Source organism: Streptosporangium sp. NPDC002721, from assembly GCF_042888905.1.
GTDB lineage: Bacteria > Actinomycetota > Actinomycetes > Streptosporangiales > Streptosporangiaceae > Streptosporangium.
The window spans coordinates 324577-345713 of record NZ_JBIAQI010000005.1; the positions used below are offsets into that span (position 1 = coordinate 324577).

Annotated in this window: 20 protein-coding genes and 1 pseudogene; 11 read left to right on the plus strand and 10 right to left on the minus strand. The window is 73.1% G+C overall.

What is annotated here, in order from left to right:
* Window positions 1-93: 93 nt before the first annotated feature.
* The 3 genes from ACFYWM_RS09090 to ACFYWM_RS09100 form a co-directional block, all read right to left on the minus strand.
* Window positions 94-576: a general stress protein gene (locus ACFYWM_RS09090; RefSeq protein ID WP_389910989.1), complete on the minus strand. Its 483-nt coding sequence runs from the start codon at window positions 574-576 to the stop codon at window positions 94-96.
* A 111-nt stretch (window positions 577-687) separates the two neighbouring features.
* Window positions 688-1329: a response regulator gene (locus ACFYWM_RS09095; protein ID WP_389910992.1), complete on the minus strand. Its 642-nt coding sequence runs from the start codon at window positions 1327-1329 to the stop codon at window positions 688-690.
* A 242-nt stretch (window positions 1330-1571) separates the two neighbouring features.
* On the minus strand, window positions 1572-2735 hold the full coding sequence (locus tag ACFYWM_RS09100; protein WP_389910995.1) for a sensor histidine kinase: 1164 nt from the start codon (window positions 2733-2735) through the stop codon (window positions 1572-1574).
* Window positions 2736-2890: 155 nt separating this feature from the next.
* Between ACFYWM_RS09100 and ACFYWM_RS09105 the strand changes: the two genes are divergently transcribed.
* Entirely contained in the window at window positions 2891-3577 is a 687-nt protein-coding gene (locus tag ACFYWM_RS09105; RefSeq protein ID WP_389910997.1) for an ABC transporter ATP-binding protein, read from the plus strand.
* Window positions 3574-4308, plus strand: a complete 735-nt coding sequence (locus ACFYWM_RS09110; RefSeq protein ID WP_389911000.1) for an ABC transporter permease subunit — start codon at window positions 3574-3576, stop codon at window positions 4306-4308. The genes ACFYWM_RS09105 and ACFYWM_RS09110 overlap by 4 nt, the downstream gene beginning before the upstream one ends.
* 17 nt (window positions 4309-4325) lie before the next feature.
* On the opposite strand, the pseudogene menD reads toward ACFYWM_RS09110, so the two are convergent.
* Window positions 4326-5969: pseudogene (menD, locus tag ACFYWM_RS09115) on the minus strand (2-succinyl-5-enolpyruvyl-6-hydroxy-3-cyclohexene-1-carboxylic-acid synthase); the annotation flags it as partial.
* Window positions 5970-6182: 213 nt separating this feature from the next.
* Complete coding sequence (menB, locus tag ACFYWM_RS09120) at window positions 6183-7034, minus strand: 1,4-dihydroxy-2-naphthoyl-CoA synthase (protein ID WP_389911131.1); 852 nt, start codon at window positions 7032-7034, stop codon at window positions 6183-6185.
* Window positions 7035-7184: 150 nt separating this feature from the next.
* Between menB and ACFYWM_RS09125 the strand changes: the two genes are divergently transcribed.
* From ACFYWM_RS09125 to ACFYWM_RS09135, 3 genes are all read left to right on the plus strand, one after another.
* Window positions 7185-8336 (plus strand): AMP-binding protein, encoded by a 1152-nt coding sequence (locus ACFYWM_RS09125; protein ID WP_389911002.1) that lies wholly within the window; start codon window positions 7185-7187, stop codon window positions 8334-8336.
* Window positions 8337-8386: 50 nt separating this feature from the next.
* The gene (locus ACFYWM_RS09130) at window positions 8387-8761 is read left to right on the plus strand and encodes a hypothetical protein (RefSeq protein WP_389911005.1); all 375 of its coding nucleotides are present in this window, start codon (window positions 8387-8389) and stop codon (window positions 8759-8761) included.
* A 195-nt stretch (window positions 8762-8956) separates the two neighbouring features.
* The gene (locus ACFYWM_RS09135; RefSeq protein WP_389911008.1) at window positions 8957-10372 is read left to right on the plus strand and encodes an RNA polymerase sigma factor; all 1416 of its coding nucleotides are present in this window, start codon (window positions 8957-8959) and stop codon (window positions 10370-10372) included.
* 232 nt (window positions 10373-10604) lie between these two features.
* Here ACFYWM_RS09135 and ACFYWM_RS09140 read toward each other — a convergent pair whose 3' ends face one another.
* Window positions 10605-10808, minus strand: a complete 204-nt coding sequence (locus tag ACFYWM_RS09140; RefSeq protein WP_389911010.1) for an MbtH family protein — start codon at window positions 10806-10808, stop codon at window positions 10605-10607.
* A gap of 415 nt (window positions 10809-11223) precedes the next feature.
* Between ACFYWM_RS09140 and ACFYWM_RS09145 the strand changes: the two genes are divergently transcribed.
* The 3 genes from ACFYWM_RS09145 (at window position 11224) to ACFYWM_RS09155 (ending at window position 14008) form a co-directional block, all read left to right on the plus strand.
* Window positions 11224-11985, plus strand: a complete 762-nt coding sequence (locus ACFYWM_RS09145) for a 2,3-dihydro-2,3-dihydroxybenzoate dehydrogenase (protein ID WP_389911012.1) — start codon at window positions 11224-11226, stop codon at window positions 11983-11985.
* A gap of 20 nt (window positions 11986-12005) precedes the next feature.
* On the plus strand, window positions 12006-13280 hold the full coding sequence (locus tag ACFYWM_RS09150; protein WP_389911015.1) for an isochorismate synthase: 1275 nt from the start codon (window positions 12006-12008) through the stop codon (window positions 13278-13280).
* A 68-nt stretch (window positions 13281-13348) separates the two neighbouring features.
* A complete protein-coding gene (locus ACFYWM_RS09155) occupies window positions 13349-14008 on the plus strand; it encodes an isochorismatase family protein (RefSeq protein ID WP_389911018.1) in 660 nt (219 codons plus the stop codon).
* A gap of 109 nt (window positions 14009-14117) precedes the next feature.
* On the opposite strand, the gene ACFYWM_RS09160 is transcribed toward ACFYWM_RS09155, so the two are convergent.
* Window positions 14118-14519: a hypothetical protein gene (locus tag ACFYWM_RS09160; RefSeq protein ID WP_389911021.1), complete on the minus strand. Its 402-nt coding sequence runs from the start codon at window positions 14517-14519 to the stop codon at window positions 14118-14120.
* Window positions 14520-14685: 166 nt separating this feature from the next.
* Here ACFYWM_RS09160 and ACFYWM_RS09165 point away from each other — a divergent pair, with 166 nt between their 5' ends.
* A complete protein-coding gene (locus ACFYWM_RS09165) occupies window positions 14686-15273 on the plus strand; it encodes a TetR/AcrR family transcriptional regulator C-terminal domain-containing protein (protein ID WP_389911024.1) in 588 nt (195 codons plus the stop codon).
* Between the two features lie 424 nt (window positions 15274-15697).
* Complete coding sequence (locus tag ACFYWM_RS09170; RefSeq protein WP_329094021.1) at window positions 15698-15889, plus strand: DUF5999 family protein; 192 nt, start codon at window positions 15698-15700, stop codon at window positions 15887-15889.
* Between the two features lie 6 nt (window positions 15890-15895).
* On the opposite strand, the gene ACFYWM_RS09175 is transcribed toward ACFYWM_RS09170, so the two are convergent.
* Window positions 15896-16528 carry an alpha/beta family hydrolase gene (locus ACFYWM_RS09175; RefSeq protein ID WP_389911134.1) on the minus strand — a complete coding sequence of 211 codons (633 nt, stop codon included), beginning with the start codon at window positions 16526-16528 and terminating at the stop codon, window positions 15896-15898.
* 100 nt (window positions 16529-16628) lie between these two features.
* Here ACFYWM_RS09175 and ACFYWM_RS09180 point away from each other — a divergent pair, with 100 nt between their 5' ends.
* Window positions 16629-16976: a hypothetical protein gene (locus ACFYWM_RS09180; protein ID WP_389911026.1), complete on the plus strand. Its 348-nt coding sequence runs from the start codon at window positions 16629-16631 to the stop codon at window positions 16974-16976.
* Between the two features lie 257 nt (window positions 16977-17233).
* On the opposite strand, the gene ACFYWM_RS09185 is transcribed toward ACFYWM_RS09180, so the two are convergent.
* The gene (locus ACFYWM_RS09185) at window positions 17234-18016 is read right to left on the minus strand and encodes a hypothetical protein (protein WP_389911028.1); all 783 of its coding nucleotides are present in this window, start codon (window positions 18014-18016) and stop codon (window positions 17234-17236) included.
* Window positions 18017-18140: 124 nt separating this feature from the next.
* Window positions 18141-20996 carry an aminomethyl-transferring glycine dehydrogenase gene (gene gcvP, locus ACFYWM_RS09190; protein WP_389911030.1) on the minus strand — a complete coding sequence of 952 codons (2856 nt, stop codon included), beginning with the start codon at window positions 20994-20996 and terminating at the stop codon, window positions 18141-18143.
* Window positions 20997-21137 lie beyond the last annotated feature (141 nt).

The following is a 21137-nucleotide window of genomic DNA, read 5'->3' on the forward strand; positions in this document are numbered from 1 at the left end:
CCGAACCGCGGCCCCGGCGCCCGCCGGACAGCGCGACAGCGCGGGACCGGCCGGGCCGCGTGTCCGTGCGGGCTCCGTCCCGGGAGGCGCCGGTCAGATCTGCTGATGCATCTGCTGGGACGTGCCCACGTTGAGCAGCCTGCGCGCCTCGGCGGCGTGCGGGGCGGCGACCAGGACCTCGTAGCGGTCGGCGACGATCGCGCTCGACGAGAGGAAGTCGCGCTTGCCCCCGGTGAGCGCGTGGCCGACCAGACCGAAGATCGCTCCGGCGATGGCACCCCAGATCAGGCCCCACAGGACCAGGATGAAGGGGAACCGTCCGGGCGTGAAGATCGCGAAGAACAGGCCGATCAGCAGTCCGAACCAGGCTCCGGTCGCCGCGCCCATCCCGGCGGCGCGAAGATAGGTCAGCCGCCCGAGCACCTGCTCGACGAGCCGGAGGCCCACTCCGACGATCATCGTGTGCTCGACCGGGAACTTCTGGTCCGACAGCTGGTCCACGGCGCGCTGGGCCTCGGCGTAGTTGCCGAAACCCGCCACCGTCTCGTGGCCGGTCAAACTGATGTCAGGTCGCATGGCACTTCCCTCCAACGGGCACCGCGAGGTGAATCCGTACCCGATCCACCCTGACCCCGTGAGGGCGTCCCCACATCCCCAGACCTGACAGTCCTCGCCGTTGCGCCGAGGTCAGTCGGGGACCAGGCCGTGCCGGAAGGCGTAGGTCACCGCCTGGGCCCGGTCACGCAGTCCCGCCTTGGCGAAGAGGTTGTTGATGTGCGTCTTGACCGTCGCCTCGGAGATGAACAGCTCCCCGGCGATCTCCGCGTTCGAGCGGCCCGCCGCTATCAGCCGCAGCACCTCGCTCTCGCGGCGGGTGAGCCCGTCCGGCGGTTCGGGTGTGCGACGGCCCCCGGCCACCGCCTCGGCCAGCCGCCGCTGGACGGCGGGGTCGAACTGGGCCTCGCCCCCGACCACGGTGGCGATGGCCGAGGCCAGGGACTCGGCGCCGGAGTCCTTGGTCAGGTAGCCCCGCGCGCCCGCGCCCAGCGCGGCGAAGACCGACTCGTCGTCGGAGTACGTCGTCAGGACCACCACGTGGATCTCCGGGTGGGCCGCCCTGATCCTGCGGGTCGCCTCCACCCCGTCCATGCGGGGCATCCGCAGGTCCATCAGGACCACGTCGGGCCGCAGGGAACCGGTGAGCTCGACAGCCTCCCGCCCGTCGGCCGCGGCCCCCACGACCTCGATGCCGGGCAGCAGCCCCAGCAGCAGCACCAGCCCCTCGCGCACCACCGTCTGGTCGTCGGCCACCAGCACCCGCACGGTCACACCGGCCCTCCTCGTCCCGCGAAGCCCTCACAGTTTCGCGAAGTCCCTCACAGACTCCCGAAGCCCTTCGAAGCTCCCCGAAGTTTCCTGAAGTCTTCCGCAGTCTCGCGTGGTCCCGCGCGGCCCTTCGCGGTTCCTCGAAGTCCTTCGTGGTCCCTCCCGGGGTCCCGGAGTCCCCCGAAACCCGGCCCCGGGCCGCGGCGCCGTTCCCGCCCCCGCGGCGGAACGACGTCGCGGGCGGCTCACGCCGGGACCCGCAGCAGGACCTCGAAGCCCTCCGCGCCCGGCCGGGCGGCCAGCGAACCGCCGATCAGCTCGGCCCGCTCACGCATCCCCACCAGCCCGTACCCCCCTGCCGACGATCCCGGCGACCCCGGCGACCCCGGCGACACTGGCGACACTGGCGACACTGGCGACACCGCTGACATCGCCGGGCCCGGCGGGCCGCCCGTGTCGCGCACCTCCAGCTCGCACCAGCGGCCGACCCGGCGCAGCACCACCGACACCGAGGCGCCCGGCGCGTGCCTGCGCGCGTTCGTCAGCGCCTCCTGGGCGGTCCTGGCCACCGCCAGCCGGGCCCCCGCCTCCAGCGAGCCGAGATCCCCCGTGACCGAGACCGCGCAGGACGAGCCGGTCACCGACCGGAACTCCACCGCCAGCAGCTCCAGCCGCTCGGCCAGCGGAAGCTCCTGGCCGCGCAGCGCGTCGAGCGCCCGGCGGGTCTCCTCCAGCCCGGCACGCGCCAGCCGCACGGCGCGGTTGACCCGGTCGAGGGCCGCCGCCGGGTCCTCGCCCCGCTCCAGCAGCAGCCGCGCCCCCTCCAGGTGGACGATCTGCGCCGACTGCGAGTGCGCCAGGATGTCGTGGACCTCCCTGGCCAGCCGCGCCCGCTCGGCCAGCACGGCCTCGCCCGCCCGCGCCTCGGCGAGCGCCGCGGCGTGCTCCCTGGTCGTCCTCGCGTGCCGTACCAGGAAGACGAGGACGGCGATGTAGGTGAGGCCCAGAAGGTTGCCGCCCACCTCCCAGCCCTGCATCCCGATCATCAGGGAGGACAGGGCCGTCCCGGCGAGGTCGGCCGTGACCAGGAGCACCGCCGGCCAGAAACGGGTCCTGAACGGCGCGGCGAAGACGACGAAGTACAAGAACCCCATGCCGCTGTAGCGACTGATCACGTGCAGGACGAGCCCGCCGGTCAGGACGGCCGCGAGCAGCCAGGCGTTGCGCCGCTCGTCCCGGCCCCGCAGCACCCACACGCAACAGCCGAAGGCCGTGACGCTCAAGGGAAGCAGCGCGAGCACGTTCGGCCAGCCCATCTCGAAGACGGCGAGCAATGGGCTGAAGAGCAGGTACACCGCCAGCGTGACAACAAGGAAGCAGCGCACCGAGGGACGGCGGAGGAACGTCACGCCCACAAATTATCCGTGCCTCCGGCCGCGGACCATGGGCCCCGGGGTGGAGATCGTCTCCACCTCCGGCCACCACCGCCTCCCCCCGGGTGGACCTCGCGGGTTCCACCTCCGGGACCGTGCCCTCCCACCCACCCGGGGGCCATCGTCGAGGCATGTCAGCAATCAGCGTCAGCCACCTCGGCAAGTCGTTCGGCGGGGTACGAGCCGTCGACGACCTGTCGTTCACGGTGGAACGGGGAACACTCACGGCCTTCATCGGCCCCAACGGGGCGGGCAAGACCACCACCCTGCGCATGATCCTCGGCCTGGTCACGCCCACCGAGGGCACCGCGACCATCGGCGGCGGCCCCTACCGCGACCTGGAGCGCCCGGTCTCCACGGTCGGCGCGGTGCTGGAGGCCACGGCCTTCCACCCGGGCCTGAGCGCCCGCACGCACCTGGAGGCGCTCCGCCTCGCCGCCGGGCTGGAGGCCGGGCGCGTGGAGCACGTGCTGGAACAGGTCGACCTCACCGCCGCCGCCGGCCGCAAGGTCGGAGGCTTCTCCCTGGGCATGCGCCAGCGGCTCGCCCTGGCCTCCGCCCTGCTGGGGGACCCGGAGATCCTCATCCTCGACGAGCCCGCCAACGGCCTGGACCCGGAGGGCATGCGCTGGCTGCGGGGCTTCCTGCGGGCCTACACCCACCAGGGACGCACGGTCCTGGTCTCCACGCACGTCCTCGCCGAGATCCAGCAGATCGCCGACCAGGCGGTCGTCGTACGGGCGGGAGGCCTCGCCTGGCAGGGCCCGCTCAGCCCGGAGACCGACCTGGAGGAGCTCTACCTGGAGGTGACCCGATGAACAACCTGATCCGCGCCGAACTGCTCAAGGCGCGCGCGAATCGCACCACCTGGATCCTGGCCGCCCTCGCGCCCCCGCTGTGCGTGGCCTGGGCGGGGCTGATGGTCTTCCTGATGGGCCAGGGCGGCGGCATCCCGATCGACGCGCAGATCGCGAACGTCTACAGCATGACCCAGCAGGCCTACGTCTTCACCCTCCTGCTCGGCGTGCTCGGCATGGCCGGGGAGAACCGCCACCAGACGATCACCTGGCAGTTCCTGGTCACCCCCCGGCGGGACCGGGTGGTGCGGGCGAAGCTGGTCGCGTACGGGATCGTCGGCCTGCTGGTCGGCACGGTCTCGGCGCTGGTCACGATGGTGGCGGGCCTGGTCATGCTCGGCCTGGGCGGTTATCCCACCTGGACCCCCGAGGTGCCCGCGGTCCTGCTCGGCTCGGCGCTCGCGGTCGCCCTGTACGGCCTGCTCGGGGTGGGACTGGGGGCCCTGATCCGCAACCAGGTCGCGGCGGTGGCGGTGGCACTGGCCTGGTTCATGTACGCCGACTACCTGCTCGTCAGTTTCCTGCCCGACCTGGGCAGGTGGCTGCCGACCGGGGCGGCCCGCGCTCTGGGCGGCATGCCCCTGGGCGGCGAGCTGCTGCCCGTCTGGGGCGGCGGGCTGCTGTTCGCGGGCTACGTCGCGGTGACCGTGCTCGCCGCCCGCGCACTGACGCTCCGCCGCGACGTCACCTGACCTCGCCGCACGGCGTCGCGGACGGCGTCCTGGGCCGCGTCGCGCATCATGGCGTGCAGCACCGCGTTGGACTCCCGGTCGGTGCGCACCTCGACCACGCGCAGCCCGTCGCCGCGCAGCGCCTTGACCAGCTGGCCCGGCTCGTCCACGAAGGTGTACGGCGTGCCGGTGGCCGCGGCCACGTAGCCCAGGTCCACCCCGTGCGAGGTGCCGAAGACCCGCTCGAAGGGGTCGCGCAGCGCGGCCTGGGGAAGCAGCGAGAAGATCCCGCCGCCGTCGTTGTTCACCACGACCAGGCACAGGTCGGGGCGCGGCTCGCGGGAGCCGAGGAGCAACCCGTTCTGGTCGTGCAGGAAGGTGAGGTCGCCCATCAGGGCGTAGGCGGGGCCGTTGTGGGCGAGGGCGGCGCCCATCGCGGACGACACCACCCCGTCGATCCCCGCCGCCCCCCGGTTGGCCATGATCCGCAGGCCCCTCCGGGGGCGCATGGCCTGGTCGAGGTCGCGGATCGGCATGGAGGACCCGGAGAACAGCAGCGACCCGTTGGGCAGCGCCTCCACCAGGTCGCGGGCCAGGCGCGGCTCGCTGAGCCCGGCCCCGTCCAGCACCTCGTCGATCGCGGTCCTGGCCGCCGCGTCGGCGCGGCGCCAGGAGTGCAGCCACGCGTCGTCGCCCGCGGCGACCGGGATCTCCACCACCTGGGCGACCTGGGTGGCCGAGCGGGTCGGGTCGGGCCAGCGGGTCATGTCGGAGGCGACCACGATGTGCTCGCCCGCGTGCCTCAGCCAGTTGAGCAGCGGTTTGGACAGGCCGGGGCGGCCCAGGGTGACCACGACGTCGGGGCGGTGCCGGTCGGCGAACTCCGGGGTGCCGAGCAGGAAGTGGTAGGCCGACATCGCGTGGTCGCCGTAGCGGGCGCCGCCGTTGGGCTCCGACAGGACCGGCCACCCGGCCATGCCCGCCGCCGCGACGTACCTGCGCGTGTTGGTCGCGCCCTCGCCGACGACCAGCACGCCCCGCCGGGTCGGCGGCAGGTGCAGCGCCACCGACGGGGAGGCCACCCTGGCGCGGACCCACGGGCCCGCGGTGCCACCGTCGAGGGACTCGCACCAGGACGGGTCGTCGTCGGGGATCAGCGGCTCGCGGAAGGCCACGTTGAGGTGCACCGGGCCCGGGTCGTGGGGGCCCATCGCGCGCTGGTAGGCGCGGCAGGCCGTCGAGCGCCAGTAGGCGACCTGGCCGGGGCGGTCCTCGGGCACGCCGACCTCGCTGAACCAGCGGACGGACGTGCCGTACAGCTTGACCTGGTCGACGGTCTGGCTGGCGCCGGTGTCGCGCAGCTCGGGCGGGCGGTCGGCGGTGAGCACCAGCAGCGGCACCCCCGACTCGTGCGCCTCGATGACGGCCGGGTGGAAGTTGGCCGCCGCGGTGCCGGAGGTGCAGATCAGCACGACCGGCCGCTCGCTGCGGCGGGCCAGGCCCACCGCCAGGTAGGAGGCCGAGCGCTCGTCCACCCGCACGTGCAGCCGGATGCGGCTGTCGGCGTGCACGGCCAGGGCGAGCGGCGCCGAGCGCGAACCGGGCGCGAGCACCACGTCCGTGAGACCGCAGCGGGCGAGCTCGTCGACCAGCACCGTCGCGAGCGCGGTCGCGGGATTCACCGCACCGCCTCCTTCATCTCCGCACCCCGGGGGTGAGTCCGTCTCGAGGCGCGCGGAAGCGACCTCGCCTACGCGGGACCGCGCGCCTCGGGACCGATCCGTCCGGATCCCCGCTGCCCCCGGGAGCGGCGGGGGAACCCGCCCTCGCCGCCCACGACCGCGCTGAAACCTCTCTCCGGCCGCCCTTGAGGACGGCGGCCTGTCCTGGCCGCCCTAGGGGCGGCGCGGGAACTTACCGAAGTCGGGGGCGCGCTTCTCCTTGAAGGCGTTGCGGCCCTCCTGCGCCTCCTCGCTCATGTAATAGAGCAGGGTGGCGTCACCGGCGAACTGCTGCATCCCCGCGGCGCCGTCGGTCACCGCGTTCAGCGCGCCCTTGAGCATGCGCAGGGCGAGCGGCGACTTGTCCAGCATCTCCCTGGCCCACCTGACCGTCTCGGCCTCCAGCTCGGCGAGCGGCACGACCGCGTTGACCAGGCCCCAGTCGAGGGCCTTCTGCGCGTCGTACTGACGGCAGAGGTACCAGATCTCGCGGGCCCGCTTGAGGCCGACGGTCTCGGCCAGCAGCCAGGAGCCGTAGCCGCCGTCGAAGGAGCCGACCTTGGGGCCGGTCTGGCCGAAGACCGCGTTGTCGGCGGCGATGGACAGGTCGCAGCACACGTGCAGCACGTGGCCGCCGCCGATGGCGTAACCGGCGATCATCGCGATGACCGGCTTGGGACAGCGGCGGATCTGGACCTGCAAGTCGAGCACGTTGAGCCGCCCGACGTGCGGGGTGGACTTGTCGACGTAGCCGTCGTCGCCGCGGATCTTCTGGTCGCCCCCGGAGCAGAAGGCCCGGTCGCCCGCGCCGGTGAAGATGATCACACCGACCTCGGCGTCCTCCTGGGCGACGTTGAAGGCGTCCTTGAGCTCGAAGAGCGTCGTCGGGCGGAACGCGTTGTGCCGCTCGGGACGGTTGATCGTGATCTTGGCGATCCCCTCGCCGGTCTCGTAGATGATGTCCTCGTACTGCCCGGACCTCTTCCAGTCGACCGCGTCGTCGCGCTCGGAGGCCGCCTCCGACACCACCTGCTCGCCCACGCCCGGCTCGACCCGCTCCGTGCCCACGATGGCCTCACCCTTCCCCTTTGCCGGGACCAGCCCGGCCGTTGTCCGGCATTCGGCACTAACCTTACGACTGTGATGACCATTCCTGTGCATGAGGAGTGGCTTTCCGTGCAACGGGAATTGCACGCCGTGGTCTCGGCGCCGGGCCCGGAGCTGTTCCGGGCCGTCGGCTCGGCACTGGACGGCCGCGGTCCCGCCGTGCTGCCCCTCTCCCCCGCCCTGCCCGCCGCCGCGCTGCGGGCGACGCTCGACGCGCTGCGCCCGACCCACGTCGACGGGGTCCGCCGCGAGGGCGGCGTCGGCGTGCCCCCCGGGGTCGCGGTGGTGATCGCCACCAGCGGCTCGACCGGTGTCCCCAAGGGCGCGCAGCTGTCGGCCGGGGCCCTGTTCGCCTCGGCGTCGGCCTCGCTGCGGCGCCTGGGCGCCGGGGCGGGCGAGCGCTGGCTGTGCTGCCTGCCACCCTCTCACGTGTCCGGCCTGCAGGTCCTGGTGAGGTCGCTGCTGGGCGGGACCGAGCCGATCGTGCACGACGGGTTCTCCCCCGAGGCCGTGCTCTCCTCCGGCGCGGACCACGTCTCGCTGGTGCCGACCCAGCTGCGCCGGCTGCTCCAGGCGGATCCGGCCCGTCTGCCGGCGTTCAGGACGATCCTGCTCGGCGGCGCCGCCGCTCCCCCCGGCCTGCTCGCCGCGGCTCGCGAGGCCGGGGCCCGGGTGGTCACCACGTACGGCATGAGCGAGACCTGCGGCGGGTGCGTCTACGACGGCGAGCCCCTCGACGGGGTGGAGGTCGGCGTCGGCGGCGACGGCCGGATCCGCCTGGGCGGGCCCGTGCTGTTCTCCGGCTACCGGCTGCGCCCCGACCTCACCGAGGCCGCCCGCGACGGCGACCGGTTCCTCACCTCGGACCTGGGCGTCCTGGAGGGCGGGCGGCTGCGCGTGCTGGGGCGGGCCGACGACGTCATCAACACCGGGGGCGAGAAGGTCGTCGCCGCGGCGGTGGCCGCCGTGGTGGCCGAGCATCCCGCGGTCGCCGACGCCGTCGTGGTCGGCCGTCCCGACCCCGAGTGGGGCGAGCGGGTGGTGGCCGTCGTCGTCTCGCCAGGCCCGCCGTCGCTGGCGGAGCTGCGCGCCTTCGCCAAGGAGCGGCTGCCCGCCTACGCGGCCCCCGCCGAACTGGTCGTTGTGCCCGAAATACCACTTCTGGCCAACGGCAAGCCAGATCTTGAAACTCTCCGTTATGGTCGTGATCGGGAACCGTGAAGGTGCCGAGGAACGTCCAAGAGACAGCCGAAGCAGGAAGGACAAGCCCGATGAACGTCACCCGGAAGACATGGGTCTCGGCTGGAATCGTGAGTCTGGTCCTCGCCGGCGGCATCTCCGTCACGGCGGCCGCCGCGTCGGGCGGGATCGGCAGGTCGGAGAAACCGTCGGCCGAGCCGGTGCCGGTCGCCCCGAACGAGCCGGGCCCGCCCTCGCACGAGCCGTCCCCGACCGCGCCCACCCCTCCCGCCGAGGACTACGTGGTCTCCAGGGAGGTCAACCCCGACCCCGAGAAGGTCATCGGCTACTGGAGCGAGAACCGCCTGGAGAAGGCCGAGCCCTTCCCGATGCCCATGGTCGACGGCCCCCTGGTCGACGGCTCCTCCGGCCCGGCGGAAGAGGGCCCCGCGGAAGTGATCGAATAGGCCCTCCAGGGCGCCCGGACGTGGGTGGATCGCCGGGAAGGCGGTCCGCCCTTCATATTTTCCGAGCCGGTTCGGGAACAGAAAGTTCTTGACTGGGGTTATTGGTACTGGTGCGCCGAGCGGCCCCCAGACCGCGCCACCCCAAGACCAGCAGACCGTAAATTCAGAAGACTCCGTGATGGAGGAGGTGTCCTCATGCCCCCAACCGCCGTGGCGACCTCATCTGAGGCCCCGACGACCCTCGACCAGCTCCTTGACCGAGGGCGAGTCCAGGGCCACCTTTCCCTCGCGGAGCTGCGCCACGCCTTCGCCGAGGCGGGCATCAGCCCCACCGAGGGCAGGTCGATCCTGCGAGAGCTGACCGAGGCGGGCGTCAGCCTGGCGGCCGAGAACGAGCCCGCGCTGTCCGGCGCCAAGAGCACCCGCAAGACCCCCGCCCGCAAGACCAAGGCCGCGCCCGCGAGGAAGGGCACGGCCAGGACCGAGGCCGCCGCCGACGTCCAGGGCGCCGCCACGAGCAAGACCGAGCCCGCGGGCGGTCTCAGGACCGCCGGGGCCGCGAAGAAGACCACGACCGCCAAGGACGTCAAGAACGCCAAGGACGCCCAGGCGGAGCTCGACGACGAGTGGAACCCGCCGGAGGAGGCCGAGGTCGCCGAGGTCGAGGCCGAGCCGACCCTCGACCTCGACGACCAGTCCTCGGTCATGGGCGACTCGGTGCACACCTACCTGAAGTCGATCGGCCGCCGCACCCTGCTCACCGCCGCGCAGGAGGTCGAGCTGGCCAAGCGCATCGAGGCCGGCCTGTACGCCGAGTCCAAGCTGGAGGCCGAGCCCGGCCTGTCCGCGGTCGCGCGCGACGACCTGGAGTGGATCGCCGAGGACGGCCGCCGGGCCAAGGACCACATGCTGGAGGCCAACCTCCGCCTGGTCGTCTCCGTGGCGAAGAAGTACACCGACCGGGGCATGGCCCTGCTCGACGTGGTCCAGGAGGGCAACCTGGGCCTGATCCGCGCGGTGGAGAAGTTCGACTACACCAAGGGTTACAAGTTCTCCACCTACGCCATGTGGTGGATCCGCCAGGCCATCCAGCGCGGCTTCGCCGACTCGGCCCGCACCATCAGGCTGCCGGTGCACGTGCTGGAGATGCTCTCCAAGCTGTCGCGCGTCGAGCGCGACATGCACCAGCGTCTGGGCCGCGAGCCCACGCCGGAGGAGCTGGGCGTCGAGCTGGACAAGACCCCCGACCAGATCGAGGAGCTGCTGCGCACCAGCCGCCAGCCGATCAGCCTCAACGCCACCATCGGCGAGGACGGCGAGACCACCATCGGCGACCTCATCGAGGACGTCGACTCGCCCGAGGCGTCGGAGGTCGTCGACCGCCAGCTGCTGGGCGAGCAGCTGCGCGGCGTGCTCGGCAACCTCTCCCCCAGGGAGGCCAAGATCATGGCCCTGCGCTTCGGCCTCGTCGACGGCAAGCCCCACACACTCGACGAGATCGGCAAGTATCTCGGCCTGACGCGCGAGCGCATCCGCCAGCTGGAGAAGGAGTCGCTCTCCAAGCTCCGCCACCCCAGCAACACCCGCCCGCTGCTCGACTGGGCCAGCTGACCCCGTCCGGCGGTCCCGAAGTCCTGTAGGTCCTGTAGGTCCTGAGATTCCGAAGGGCGCCACCGCGAGACCTCCCGGTCCGCGGTGGCGCCCTTCGCGTGTTCCGGCCCCGGCGGGGAGAGCCCCCCGGAGGGACCGGCGGGAGCGCGGAGCGCCCCTCCCCGAGGGTCCGGTACGGAAACCGGGGCGACGGTCCCCGTACGGCCCTCGAAGGTCTGGGAAATCCTTGGGTTCACATCTCGGCGACGAGGCTCCTGGGGCGCATGTCGGTCCAGGCGCCCTCGACGTAGGCCAGGCAGGCCGCGCGGGAGTCCTCGCCGTGGACGATCTCCCAACCCGGGGGGACGTCGGCGAACGCGGGCCACAGCGAGTGCTGACCCTCGGCGTTCACCAGCACCACGAAGGACGCGTTCTCGTCGTCGAAGGGGTTGGTCATCGGTTACCTCCAGCGTGGGTGTGCCGGGCGGCGGACCCGGCTCCGTGGTTTCGCCCGGCGCCGGTCCCCGGACGGGCGGCGCGGCGGTCTCCCACCGGCGCCCAGGGGGCGGCGGCCGCCGTCTCCCCGCCCGGCCACGAGAGGGTCGTCCGGACATGAGAAAAAGGCAGACGAAAATGGCATAACTGCGTGTACCTCAGCGAAGTGCCTGGTCACGACGTTGGACGAGTGGCCGGAGAGGCCACTGGGGCGGAGTGTCTTATTAGGAAAGCCTAACCTAAGATCCACCCCATTGACGGCAATGTCAAGATGCCCAATCATCAGGGGCCTGACCACCTTTTGACTCTTACCCGCCACACTCCCGACAGTCCGGGTAAGTGAGGCAAGGCTAACCTAAGCAATCAGTGAGGTGAGTGTGATCGATCGGCAGGACCATCCCGGGCTCTCCGGGACGGTGGCCCTCGTCACGGGCGCCGCCGGGGGCATCGGGGCCGCCGTCGCGGCGGCCCTCGCCCGCGCCGGGGCGGTCGTGGCCGGAGCCGACGTACGCGACGGCCCCTGGGACGACCGCGGGGAGCCGGTGACGCGCCATCGCGCCGACGTCACCGACCCCGGACAGGTGGACGCGGTCGTCGCGAGGGTCGAGGACGAGCTGGGACCGATCGGGGTCCTGGTCAACGTCGCGGGCGTGCTGCGCACCGGCGCGGTGACCGAGATCGGCGCCGACGACTGGGCCCGGGTGTTCGCGGTGAACACCGGCGGGGTCTTCCACACCGTCCGGGCCGTCGCCCGCCGCATGATCCCCCGCGGCGGCGGGACGATCGTGACCGTGGCCTCCAACGCCGCGGGCGTGCCGCGCGTCGGCATGGCGGCGTACGCGGCGTCCAAGGCCGCCGCGGTCATGTTCACCCGGTGCGCCGGGCTGGAACTCGCCCGCCACGGCATCCGCTGCAACGTGGTCTCGCCCGGATCGACCGACACCGCCATGCAGGCGGGGTTCGACCCCCGCGCGGTTCTCGACGGAGACCCCTCCTCCTACCGCGTGGGCATCCCGCTGGGCCGGCTGGCCGCCCCCGAGGACGTCGCCGAGGCCGTGCTCTTCCTGGCCTCGGACCGTGCCCGGCACATCACCATGCAAGACCTGTACGTGGACGGCGGTGCCACGCTCAGGGCCTGAGCTCCCCCGAAAGGTCAGCCTTGACAATCGCATACGAGGCGGTCAGCGCCACCGAGCTTCTCGACGAGTACCGGCCGGGCTCCTCGTCGATCTTCTCCTCTCCCCGGCACACCCTCCTGGCCGGGGGCGTCGCCGACGTGGTGGCGCCCGCCTGGACCATGCGGGAGCTGGCCGAACGCGTACGAGAACACCGCGACCTGGTCCTCGGCGCGATCCCGTTCGACGACCCCGCCTCGGCCCGGCTGATCACCCCGGTGCGGGCCCGCTGGGCCGACCCCTTCGTCCCCGGCGAGGCCCCTCCCCGGCAGGGCGCGCGACCATGGCGGATCACCCCCGTCCCCACCCCCTCCGAGCACCTGGAGGGCGTACGGCGGGTGCTGGAGCTGCTCGCCACGGGCGCGGTGGAGAAGGTGGTGCTGGCCAGGTCGCTGGAGCTGACGAGCCCGGAGCCGGCCGACATCGCCACGATGGTCCGGCGCCTGGCGGTCCGCGACCCGCACGGCCACGTCTTCGCCGTCGACCTGCCCGGCGGGCGGACCCTGGTGGGCGCCAGCCCCGAACTGCTGGTCTCCAGGGACGGACCCGCCGTCGTCGCCAACCCGCTGGCCGGTTCCGCCGCGCGCAGCGCCGACCGCGCCGAGGACCGCCGCCGCGCGGCGGCGCTGCTCTGCTCGGCCAAGGAGCAGCACGAGCACGCGGTCGTGGTCGAGGCCGTGGCCGCCGCGCTCGCCCCGCACTGCCGGGCGCTGAGCGTCCCGGCCGAGCCGTCCCTGATCTGCACCTCCACCATGTGGCACCTGTCCAGCAGGATCACCGGCAGGCTCGCCGACCCGCGCACCACCTCGCTCGACCTGGCGGTCGCCCTGCACCCCACCCCCGCGGTCTGCGGGACGCCCACCGTCGCGGCGCGCGCCGCGATCGCCGGCATCGAACCCTTCGACCGTGGCTTCTACACCGGCATGGTCGGCTGGTGCGACGCCTCGGGGGACGGCGAGTGGGCGGTGGCGATCCGCTGCGCCGAGGTGACCGGCGGCGGCATCCGGCTGTTCGCCGGTGGCGGGATCGTCACGGGCTCGGTCCCCGAGGAGGAGCTGGCCGAGACCTCCGCGAAGTTCCGCACCCTCCTGCAGGCCCTCGGGCTGGCCCCGGACCTCGACGTGGACCTGGGCTCGGGCCCGGACGCCGTTCCCGCCCTGGACGCCGTTCCCGCCCTGGACGCCGTTCCCGCCCTGGACGCCGTTCCCGGCCCGGCCGCCGCGGTCGCCGGCGAGCAGCCCCTGAGAGAAGACGCGTGACGGGCGTCCCCGCACCCGGTGACCCCCGGCACGTCAGGACACCAGAGAAAGCAGAAAGAGAGGCAGCCGTGGCCTTACCCGCGATCACTCCCTACCCCATGCCCCGCGAGGACGAGATGCCCGCCAACCGCGTCTCCTGGACCCCGGACGCCCGCCGCGCGGTGCTCCTCGTCCACGACATGCAGAACCACTTCGTGAACGCGTTCGCGCCGGGAACCTCGCCGATCGTGGAACTGGTCTCGGCGATCGCCGAGCTCCGCGAGACGGCCAGGGAGGCCGGAGTCCCGGTCGTGTACTCGGCCCAGCCCGGCGGGCAGACCTCGGCCCAGCGCGGCCTGCTGGAGGACTTCTGGGGGGCCGGGGTCGGCGCCGAGCCGAGCGCCCAGGAGATCATCGCCCCGCTCGCCCCCGGCCCGGACGACATCCGGCTGACCAAGTGGCGCTACAGCGCCTTCCACCGCACCCCGCTGCGCGACCTGCTCGCCGAGCACGGCCGCGACCAGCTCATCGTCACCGGGATCTACGCCCACATCGGCTGCCTGATGACGGCCTGCGACGCCTTCATGGGCGACGTGGAGGTGTTCTTCGTGGCCGACGGGGTGGCCGACTTCTCCGCCGAGCACCACAGGATGGCCCAGACCTACGCGGCGGAGCGGTGCGCGGCGGTCCTGCCCGCCGTGCGCGTACGGCGGCTGCTGTCCGCCTCGGCCGCGCACGCCACCCGCTGAGCCGGACCGGCCTACCCGGAGGCCGGACCGCGCGGGCGGGGACCCCGCGCACGGGCGTACGCGAGCGAGAACCCCGGCGCGGACCGGGGAGCAGGAACGGGGACGAGGATCAGCGGGCGGTGGCGGTGACCGGTCGCGGCACCCGGGGGATGCCGGTGAGCCGGTTCTGCTCGCGAAGGGTGCGCAGGCGGTTGACCTCGGCGGTCCACTCGGCGCCCCTGGGGGTGGCCCGGCCCTTGCGGCGGCGGATCCGGTCGTCGTACGACCTGATCCCGAACGTCGCGCGCTGGTTGGCCTCGGCGGCGCGCAGGGCCTCGGTGAGCGCACTGTCGAAGGCGAGCCCGGCGGCCCGCAGCTCCTGCACGGGGGCGGCTGCGGCCTGCGCCCGGCGCACCTCGGCCTCCGCCTGGCGCGCCCTCTCCAGAAGCTCGGGGAAGCTCTTCCCGACCTCCTGGTCAGCGTGGTGACGAACCTCCGCCTCCCGGCTCACGCGCGGTCGGAAAAACGCCATCTTCTTCCCTCTCTCGCCGTCGCCGGGTCTCCCCCGGCGGATCACCGCTCGTAGCCTACGCGGTCCGTCCCCGCCTCACACACTCAGGGAAGGGACCGGACCCGCTTCGCGCGACCCGGCGCGCCGTCCTTTACGCAGTAAGGTGAACGGTGACAGGATGCCTCCCATGCCTGCCAAGCGACCACCCGTCCCGCTCTCCCGGGAGCGCATCATCGACGCCGCCCTCCACATCGCCGACGGCCAGGGGCTCCGGCGCCTGACGATGCGCCGGCTGGGCGACGCGCTCCAGGTGGAGGCGATGGCCATCTACCACCACCTTCCGCGCGGCAAGGACGCCCTGATGGACGCGCTGGCCGAGCACGTCACCACCGTCCACGCCGAGCCCGGCGAGAGCTGGCAGGAGAGCGCGAGGGCCTGGTGCCGGGCGAGCCGGGCCGCGCTGAGGGAGCATCCCGGGGTGCTCGCCCTGGCCCTGACCAAGCCGCCGAGGGGCAGGGCGGCGATCGCGATCAGGGAGCAGACCGACCAGCTGGCCGACGCGGGCCTGGCCGACCCCGCTGGGGCGGTGCGGGCCCTGCGGGCCTACGTCTTCGGCGCGGTGGCGGTGGAGGTGCAGCAGTCGGGCTGGGCCGACCCCTCCGGCGACGAGGACGAGCCCTGGCGCCCCCCGTCCAGGGGAGGCGGCAGCCCGGCCGCCGACGCCGACTTCGAGCACGGCCTGGACGCCCTCCTGGCCGGCCTGGGCACGCGGTGAGCGCATCGGACCGGGTAACGGACGGTCACGGGTCCGGCAACCGGCGTCGGCCCACGTCAGAAACTTGTAACCGATCGTTTACCCGCTCGGTGGCGTGTCGCACTTGGTCGAATGTCCTTATATGAGGCATGCTGTGTTATAGGTCACATCCCCTGATAAAGCCCTGTCGGACTGACCCTCTACCAGTTCTCAAACAGTCCTAACGGGCTATGTCGCCGAGGTGCGATCGATCGCACACTTGATCTGCTTGATGTGCGGCCCCCGTTCTGTTAGGGGCCGCATGGCCATATATCAACATTAAGATGCTCGTCCCCGTCATACGTGGGAACGGAGACCCATCGGTGACGGTGCCGCCGGATGTCCGATGCCCACCCGTGCCCGGTGTGACCGGGCGAGCCGACACGAGAGATCCGGAGGCACGCCGATGTGCCCGCACGAGCCGTCCTGTCCGTCCGCCGACGCGCTGGACCGCGAAGCCGCCCGCACCATGGCGGCCCACCCCGAGCAGGGCTGGAGCCTGCTCTGCAACGGTGTGGTGCTGTTCGACGACACCGGCGAGCTCCTCCCGGACGGTGCCGTCATCGAGCCGCACCGGCCACTGGCCGGCGTCGTCTGAGGCCCGTCACGCCCGACCGGTCACGCTGAGCGAGTCCACCGAGCCCGGCCGCATCCTCGCGTCGAGCCACTCGGCGACCACCTCGCCCACCCCGGCGGGATTCCTCCCGAGGTCGTGACCCTCTCCCGGCAGCACCACCAGGCGCGCGGCGTCCGCCGCCTCGGGCACGCCGAACGGGTCACGGTCTCCGTTCACCACCAGCACGTCCACCCCCGCCTCGCGCAGCTCCCCGGCGCGTGACCGCTCCGGCTTCCCCGGCGGGTGCAACGGGAAGGCCAGCGCGACGACCGCGCGGGCCCCGACCCTCCCGGCCGTACGGCACGCGACCCTGGCCCCGTTGCTCCGCCCGCCCTGCGCCAGCGGCAGCCCCGGGTAGCGCCCGCGCAGGTCGGCCACCAGTGTCTCCCACGCCTCGTCCTGCCTGACCGCCGACCCCGGCGCGCGGGCCCCGCGCATCCGGAACGGCTGGAGCACCCGCGCGACCGTCCCGCCGATCGCCGTCACGGCGTCCCGTACGGCCAGCAGGTCCGGGGCGTCCACTCCCCCGGCCGAGCCGTGGGTGAGCACCAGCAGGAAGCGCGGGGAGGCCACCTCGTCGATCTCCGCCAGCGCCGGGCCGTGCGGGGTCGCGATCTCCAGCGGCGTGGAAGCACCGGCGAGGGGGGTTGAGTCGGAGGTGGACACGGATCTCCTCCTATCGGCTGATGTCCGGCGAGCGGCCGGAAGGAACAATCGAGGCGTGCAGGACTATCAAGATATCCGCCAGGACATGCGTGCCACCGTCGAGGCCCGGCGCGACCTCGGCCCCGAGTACGAGACCGCCCTCATCGAGTCGTTCGTGTCGCGCCTCGACCAGACCATCGCCCACCGGGTGCGCGCCGAGATGCACGCCGCCGGGGCCCCGAAGGCCGGGACGCGCAAGGGGAACGGCTCGATCCCGATCGCCCTCGGTTCGATGGGCATCGGGATCCCGCTGACCGCCATCGCGGCGCAGAACGCGGGCACCGCCGGGCTGCTGCTGGCCTGGGCCGGGATCGTGGCGATCAACTTCGCCCACGCCCTGGGCCGCTGGCGCGAGCGCGACTGACGCCCCGGAGCCCCGCCTCGCCCCGGACGGCCGGGAACCGGCGAGATCCTCCCGCGGGCACGGAGGCCGACGCCCGAGCGAGAGCCCTTGAGAGCACTTGAGAGCAGGGCGATCCCCGCACCCCGCTCAGGACCAGGCCGGTCGACGGCCGTACAGGATTCCCACGGGACCGGGCCGGCCGGAGCCCGTACAGGCCCCCACGGGCACGGCGATCCCCGCGCCCTCGCGCGGGACGCGGCGCGTCGCGCGGCCCGGCCTCAGAGGTCCCGGTCGAGACGGAGACGGACCTCACCGGCGAGATCCTCGTCGGCGCTCTCCAGGCCGTAGCGCCACACCCGCTCGGCGTCCTCGTCGCGTCCCCGCAGCGGGAGCGTGCGGGCCAGGAGCTCGATGGCCAGCGCGCCGGTCTCGACGTCGCCGCCCTCCTCGACCGCGCCGGAGAACTCCGCGCACGCCAGCTCCAGATGCGCGATGCCGAGCATCACCCGCAGCCTCGCCACCTCGCCCGCGCCGGGCACCGCGAGCGCCTCCAGGAGCACCCGGGCGGCCTCGCCGGGCTCGCCCTCCTCCAGGAACGCCTCCGCCAGCCGCTGGGCGGCACGAGGAGCGATCTCCGGGTCGGCGGTGGCCAGCGCGTCGCGCAGCGACCGCTCGGCCTCCTCCTCGCTCGTGGCGAGCCTGGCGAGGGCCATGTGCGCCAGCGGGACGTAGGCGGGGTGGCCGACGCCCAGCGCGGCCTGCCAGGCGGCGCGGGCCTGGTCGGCCAGCTCCTCCCGCTCGAAGCTCCCCGCGAGCAGGCAGGCGGCCTGGGCGGCGAACTCCGGGTGCCCGGTGGCCAGCGCGGTGCGCGCGGCGGCGCGCGAGCCCGCGACGTCCCCGCTCTCCTCCAGCACCACCGCGAGCCCCACCGCCGCCTGGGCCCGGTCGGGCTCGCCGGGATCGGCGGCCAGCTCGGCGAAGATCGCGGCGGCGCCGTCGAGATCGCCGGACTCGGCCAGTCTTCGCGCGGTGTCCAAGGGACGGGTGTCCACCTCAGGCATGCATGATCCTTCCGGATACGGAGACGCCCCGAGCTTAACGACTCGGGGCGCCCTCCGTCCCGTCGCATTCCCCGCGATTATCGAGCTCCGCGAGGTTCGCGCGAGGTTTCCGCTCTCGCGGCGATCAGTCCTCGTACGCCTCCAGCGGGGGGCAGGAGCAGACCAGGTTGCGGTCGCCGTAGGCCTGGTCGATACGGCGGACCGGCGACCAGTACTTGCCCTCGCGCACCGACGGCAGCGGGTAGGCCGCCTCGGTGCGGCCGTAGGGGTGGCTCCACTCGTCGGCGACGAGGCTGTCGGCCGTGTGCGGGGCGTTGCGCAGCGGGTTGTCGGTCTTGTCGTACGCCCCGGAGGCGACCTTCGCGATCTCCTCGCGGATCGCGATCATCGCCTCGCAGAACCGGTCGAGCTCGGCCAGGTCCTCGCTCTCGGTCGGCTCGATCATCAGCGTGCCGGCCACCGGGAAGGACATGGTCGGGGCGTGGAAGCCGTAGTCGATGAGGCGCTTGGCCACGTCGTCGACCGTCACGCCGGTCTCCTTGGTGATCTGGCGCAGGTCCACGATGCACTCGTGGGCGACGAGGCCGCCCCGGCCGGTGTAGAGGACCGGGTAGTGGGGGCTGAGCCTGCGGGCCAGGTAGTTGGCCGACAGGATGGCCTGCTCGGTGGCCGCCTTCAAGCCGTCGGCGCCCATCATCCGGATGTAGGCCCAGGAGATGGGCAGGATGCCCGCGGAGCCGTACGGGGCCGCCGAGACCGGGCCGACCGCGGTGCCCTCGCGCAGCGGGTGGCCGGGCAGGTACTCGGCCAGGTGGGCGCGGACCGCGACCGGGCCGACGCCGGGGCCGCCGCCGCCGTGCGGGATGCAGAAGGTCTTGTGCAGGTTCAGGTGGGAGACGTCCGCCCCGAACTCCCCCGGCCTGGCCAGGCCGACCAGCGCGTTGAGGTTGGCGCCGTCGACGTAGACCTGCCCGCCGGCCTCGTGCACCAGCTCGCAGATCCGGACGATCGTCTCCTCGTACACGCCGTGCGTGGACGGGTAGGTCACCATGATCGCGGCAAGCCGCTCGCGGTGCTTGTCGATCTTCGCGACGAGGTCGTCGACGTCCACGTTGCCCTGGTCGTCACAGGCGACCACCGCCACCCGCATGCCCGCCATGACGGCGCTCGCGGCGTTGGTGCCGTGCGCGGAGGAGGGGATCAGGCAGACGTCGCGGTCCGAGTCCCCGCGCGCGGTGTGGTAGGCGCGGATCGCCAGGAGCCCGGCGAACTCGCCCTGGGAGCCGGCGTTCGGCTGGAGCGACACGGCGTCGTAGCCGGTGACCTCGGCCAGCCAGCGCTCCAGCTCCCCGATCAGCTCGATGTAGCCGGCGGCCTGGTCCTCGGGCGCGTAGGGGTGCAGCCCGGCGAACTCCGGCCAGGTGATCGGCTCCATCTCGGTGGTCGCGTTGAGCTTCATGGTGCAGGAGCCCAGCGGGATCATCGACCGGTCGAGCGCGATGTCCTTGTCCTGGAGCCTGCGCAGGTAGCGCAGCATGGCCGTCTCGGAGCGGTGGCTGTGGAAGACCGGGTGGGTCAGGTAGTCGCTGGTGCGCGCCAGCGCGGCGGGCAGCGCGTCGTGCGCGGCGGCGTCGAGGTCGGCGAGCACGGCGCCGCTCACCTCGAAGGCGGCCAGGACCTGCTCCAGGTGCAGGAGCTCGGTCCTCTCGTCGCAGGTGACGCCCACGTGGTCGGCGTCGACCAGGCGCAGGTTCACCCCGTTGTCGCGGGCCGCGGCGACGACCGCCCCGGCCCGGCCGGGCACCCGGGCGAGCACGGTGTCGAAGAAGGTGTCGTGCACCACCTCCACGCCGCCCTGGCGCAGGCCCTCGGCGAGTACGACGGCGTGCCGGTGGGTGCGCCGGCCGATCCTGCGCAGGCCCTCGGGACCGTGGTAGACGGCGTACATGCCGGCGATCACGGCGAGCAGCACCTGAGCGGTGCAGATGTTGCTGGTGGCCTTCTCCCGGCGGATGTGCTGCTCGCGGGTCTGCAGCGCGAGCCGGTACGCGGGGCGCCGGTCGGCGTCCTGGGAGACGCCCACCAGGCGGCCCGGCAGCTGGCGCTGGAGGCCGTCGCGGACCGCCATGTAGGCGGCGTGCGGCCCGCCGAAGCCGAGGGGGACGCCGAAGCGCTGGGAGGAGCCGACCGCGATGTCGGCGCCGAGCTCGCCGGGCGCGGCCAGGACGGTGAGGGCCAGCAGGTCGGCGGCGGCGACCACCTGGGCGCCGCGCGCGTGGGCGGCGTCGGCGATCGCGCGGAAGTCGCGGATCCTGCCGCTGGCGCCGGGGTACTGCACGAGCACCCCGAAGCACTCGGGCAGCTCGGCGGTGAAGTCGCTCTCGACCAGCTCGATGCCGAGCGGCTCGGCGCGGGTGCGCAGCACCGCCTTGGTCTGCGGCAGCGCGTCGGCGTCCACCACGAACACCTTCGAGGGGCTGCGGCCCGCGCGGCGGGCCAGGGTCATCGCCTCGGCGGCGGCGGTGGCCTCGTCCAGCAGGGAGGCCCCGGCCACGTCGAGGGCGGTCAGGTCGGAGACGACGGTCTGGAAGTTGATCAGGGCCTCCAGGCGGCCCTGGGAGATCTCCGGCTGGTAGGGCGTGTACGCGGTGTACCAGCCCGGGTTCTCCAGGAGGTTGCGGCGGATGACGCCCGGGGTGATCGTGTCGTGGTACCCCAGGCCGATCATCGAGGTGAGCACGGTGTTGCGCCCGGCGAGGACGCGCAGCTCGGCGAGGGTCTCGGACTCCCCGGCCGCCGGGGGCAGGCTCAGCCGCCCGGAGGAGCGGATCGCCTCGGGTACGGCCACCGCGACCAGGTCGGCGACGGAGGCGAATCCGACCGCCTCCAGCATGCGGGCCTGGCCGGCGTCGTCCGGTCCTATGTGGCGGGTCGCGAACGGGGGGGAGCCGAGTTCGCTGAGCGATGACAGGTCGGTCATTGGTGGAGCCTCCCGGGACGGGGTGGAGACCGGCGCTGGGCGCGGGCGTATGCCTGGTCTCCCCCTCTGTCATCACGACCGTCGTCGCGGGTCGTGACCTGAGAGCTTCACCTGCCCCATATGAGGCGGCTTGCACCGTCG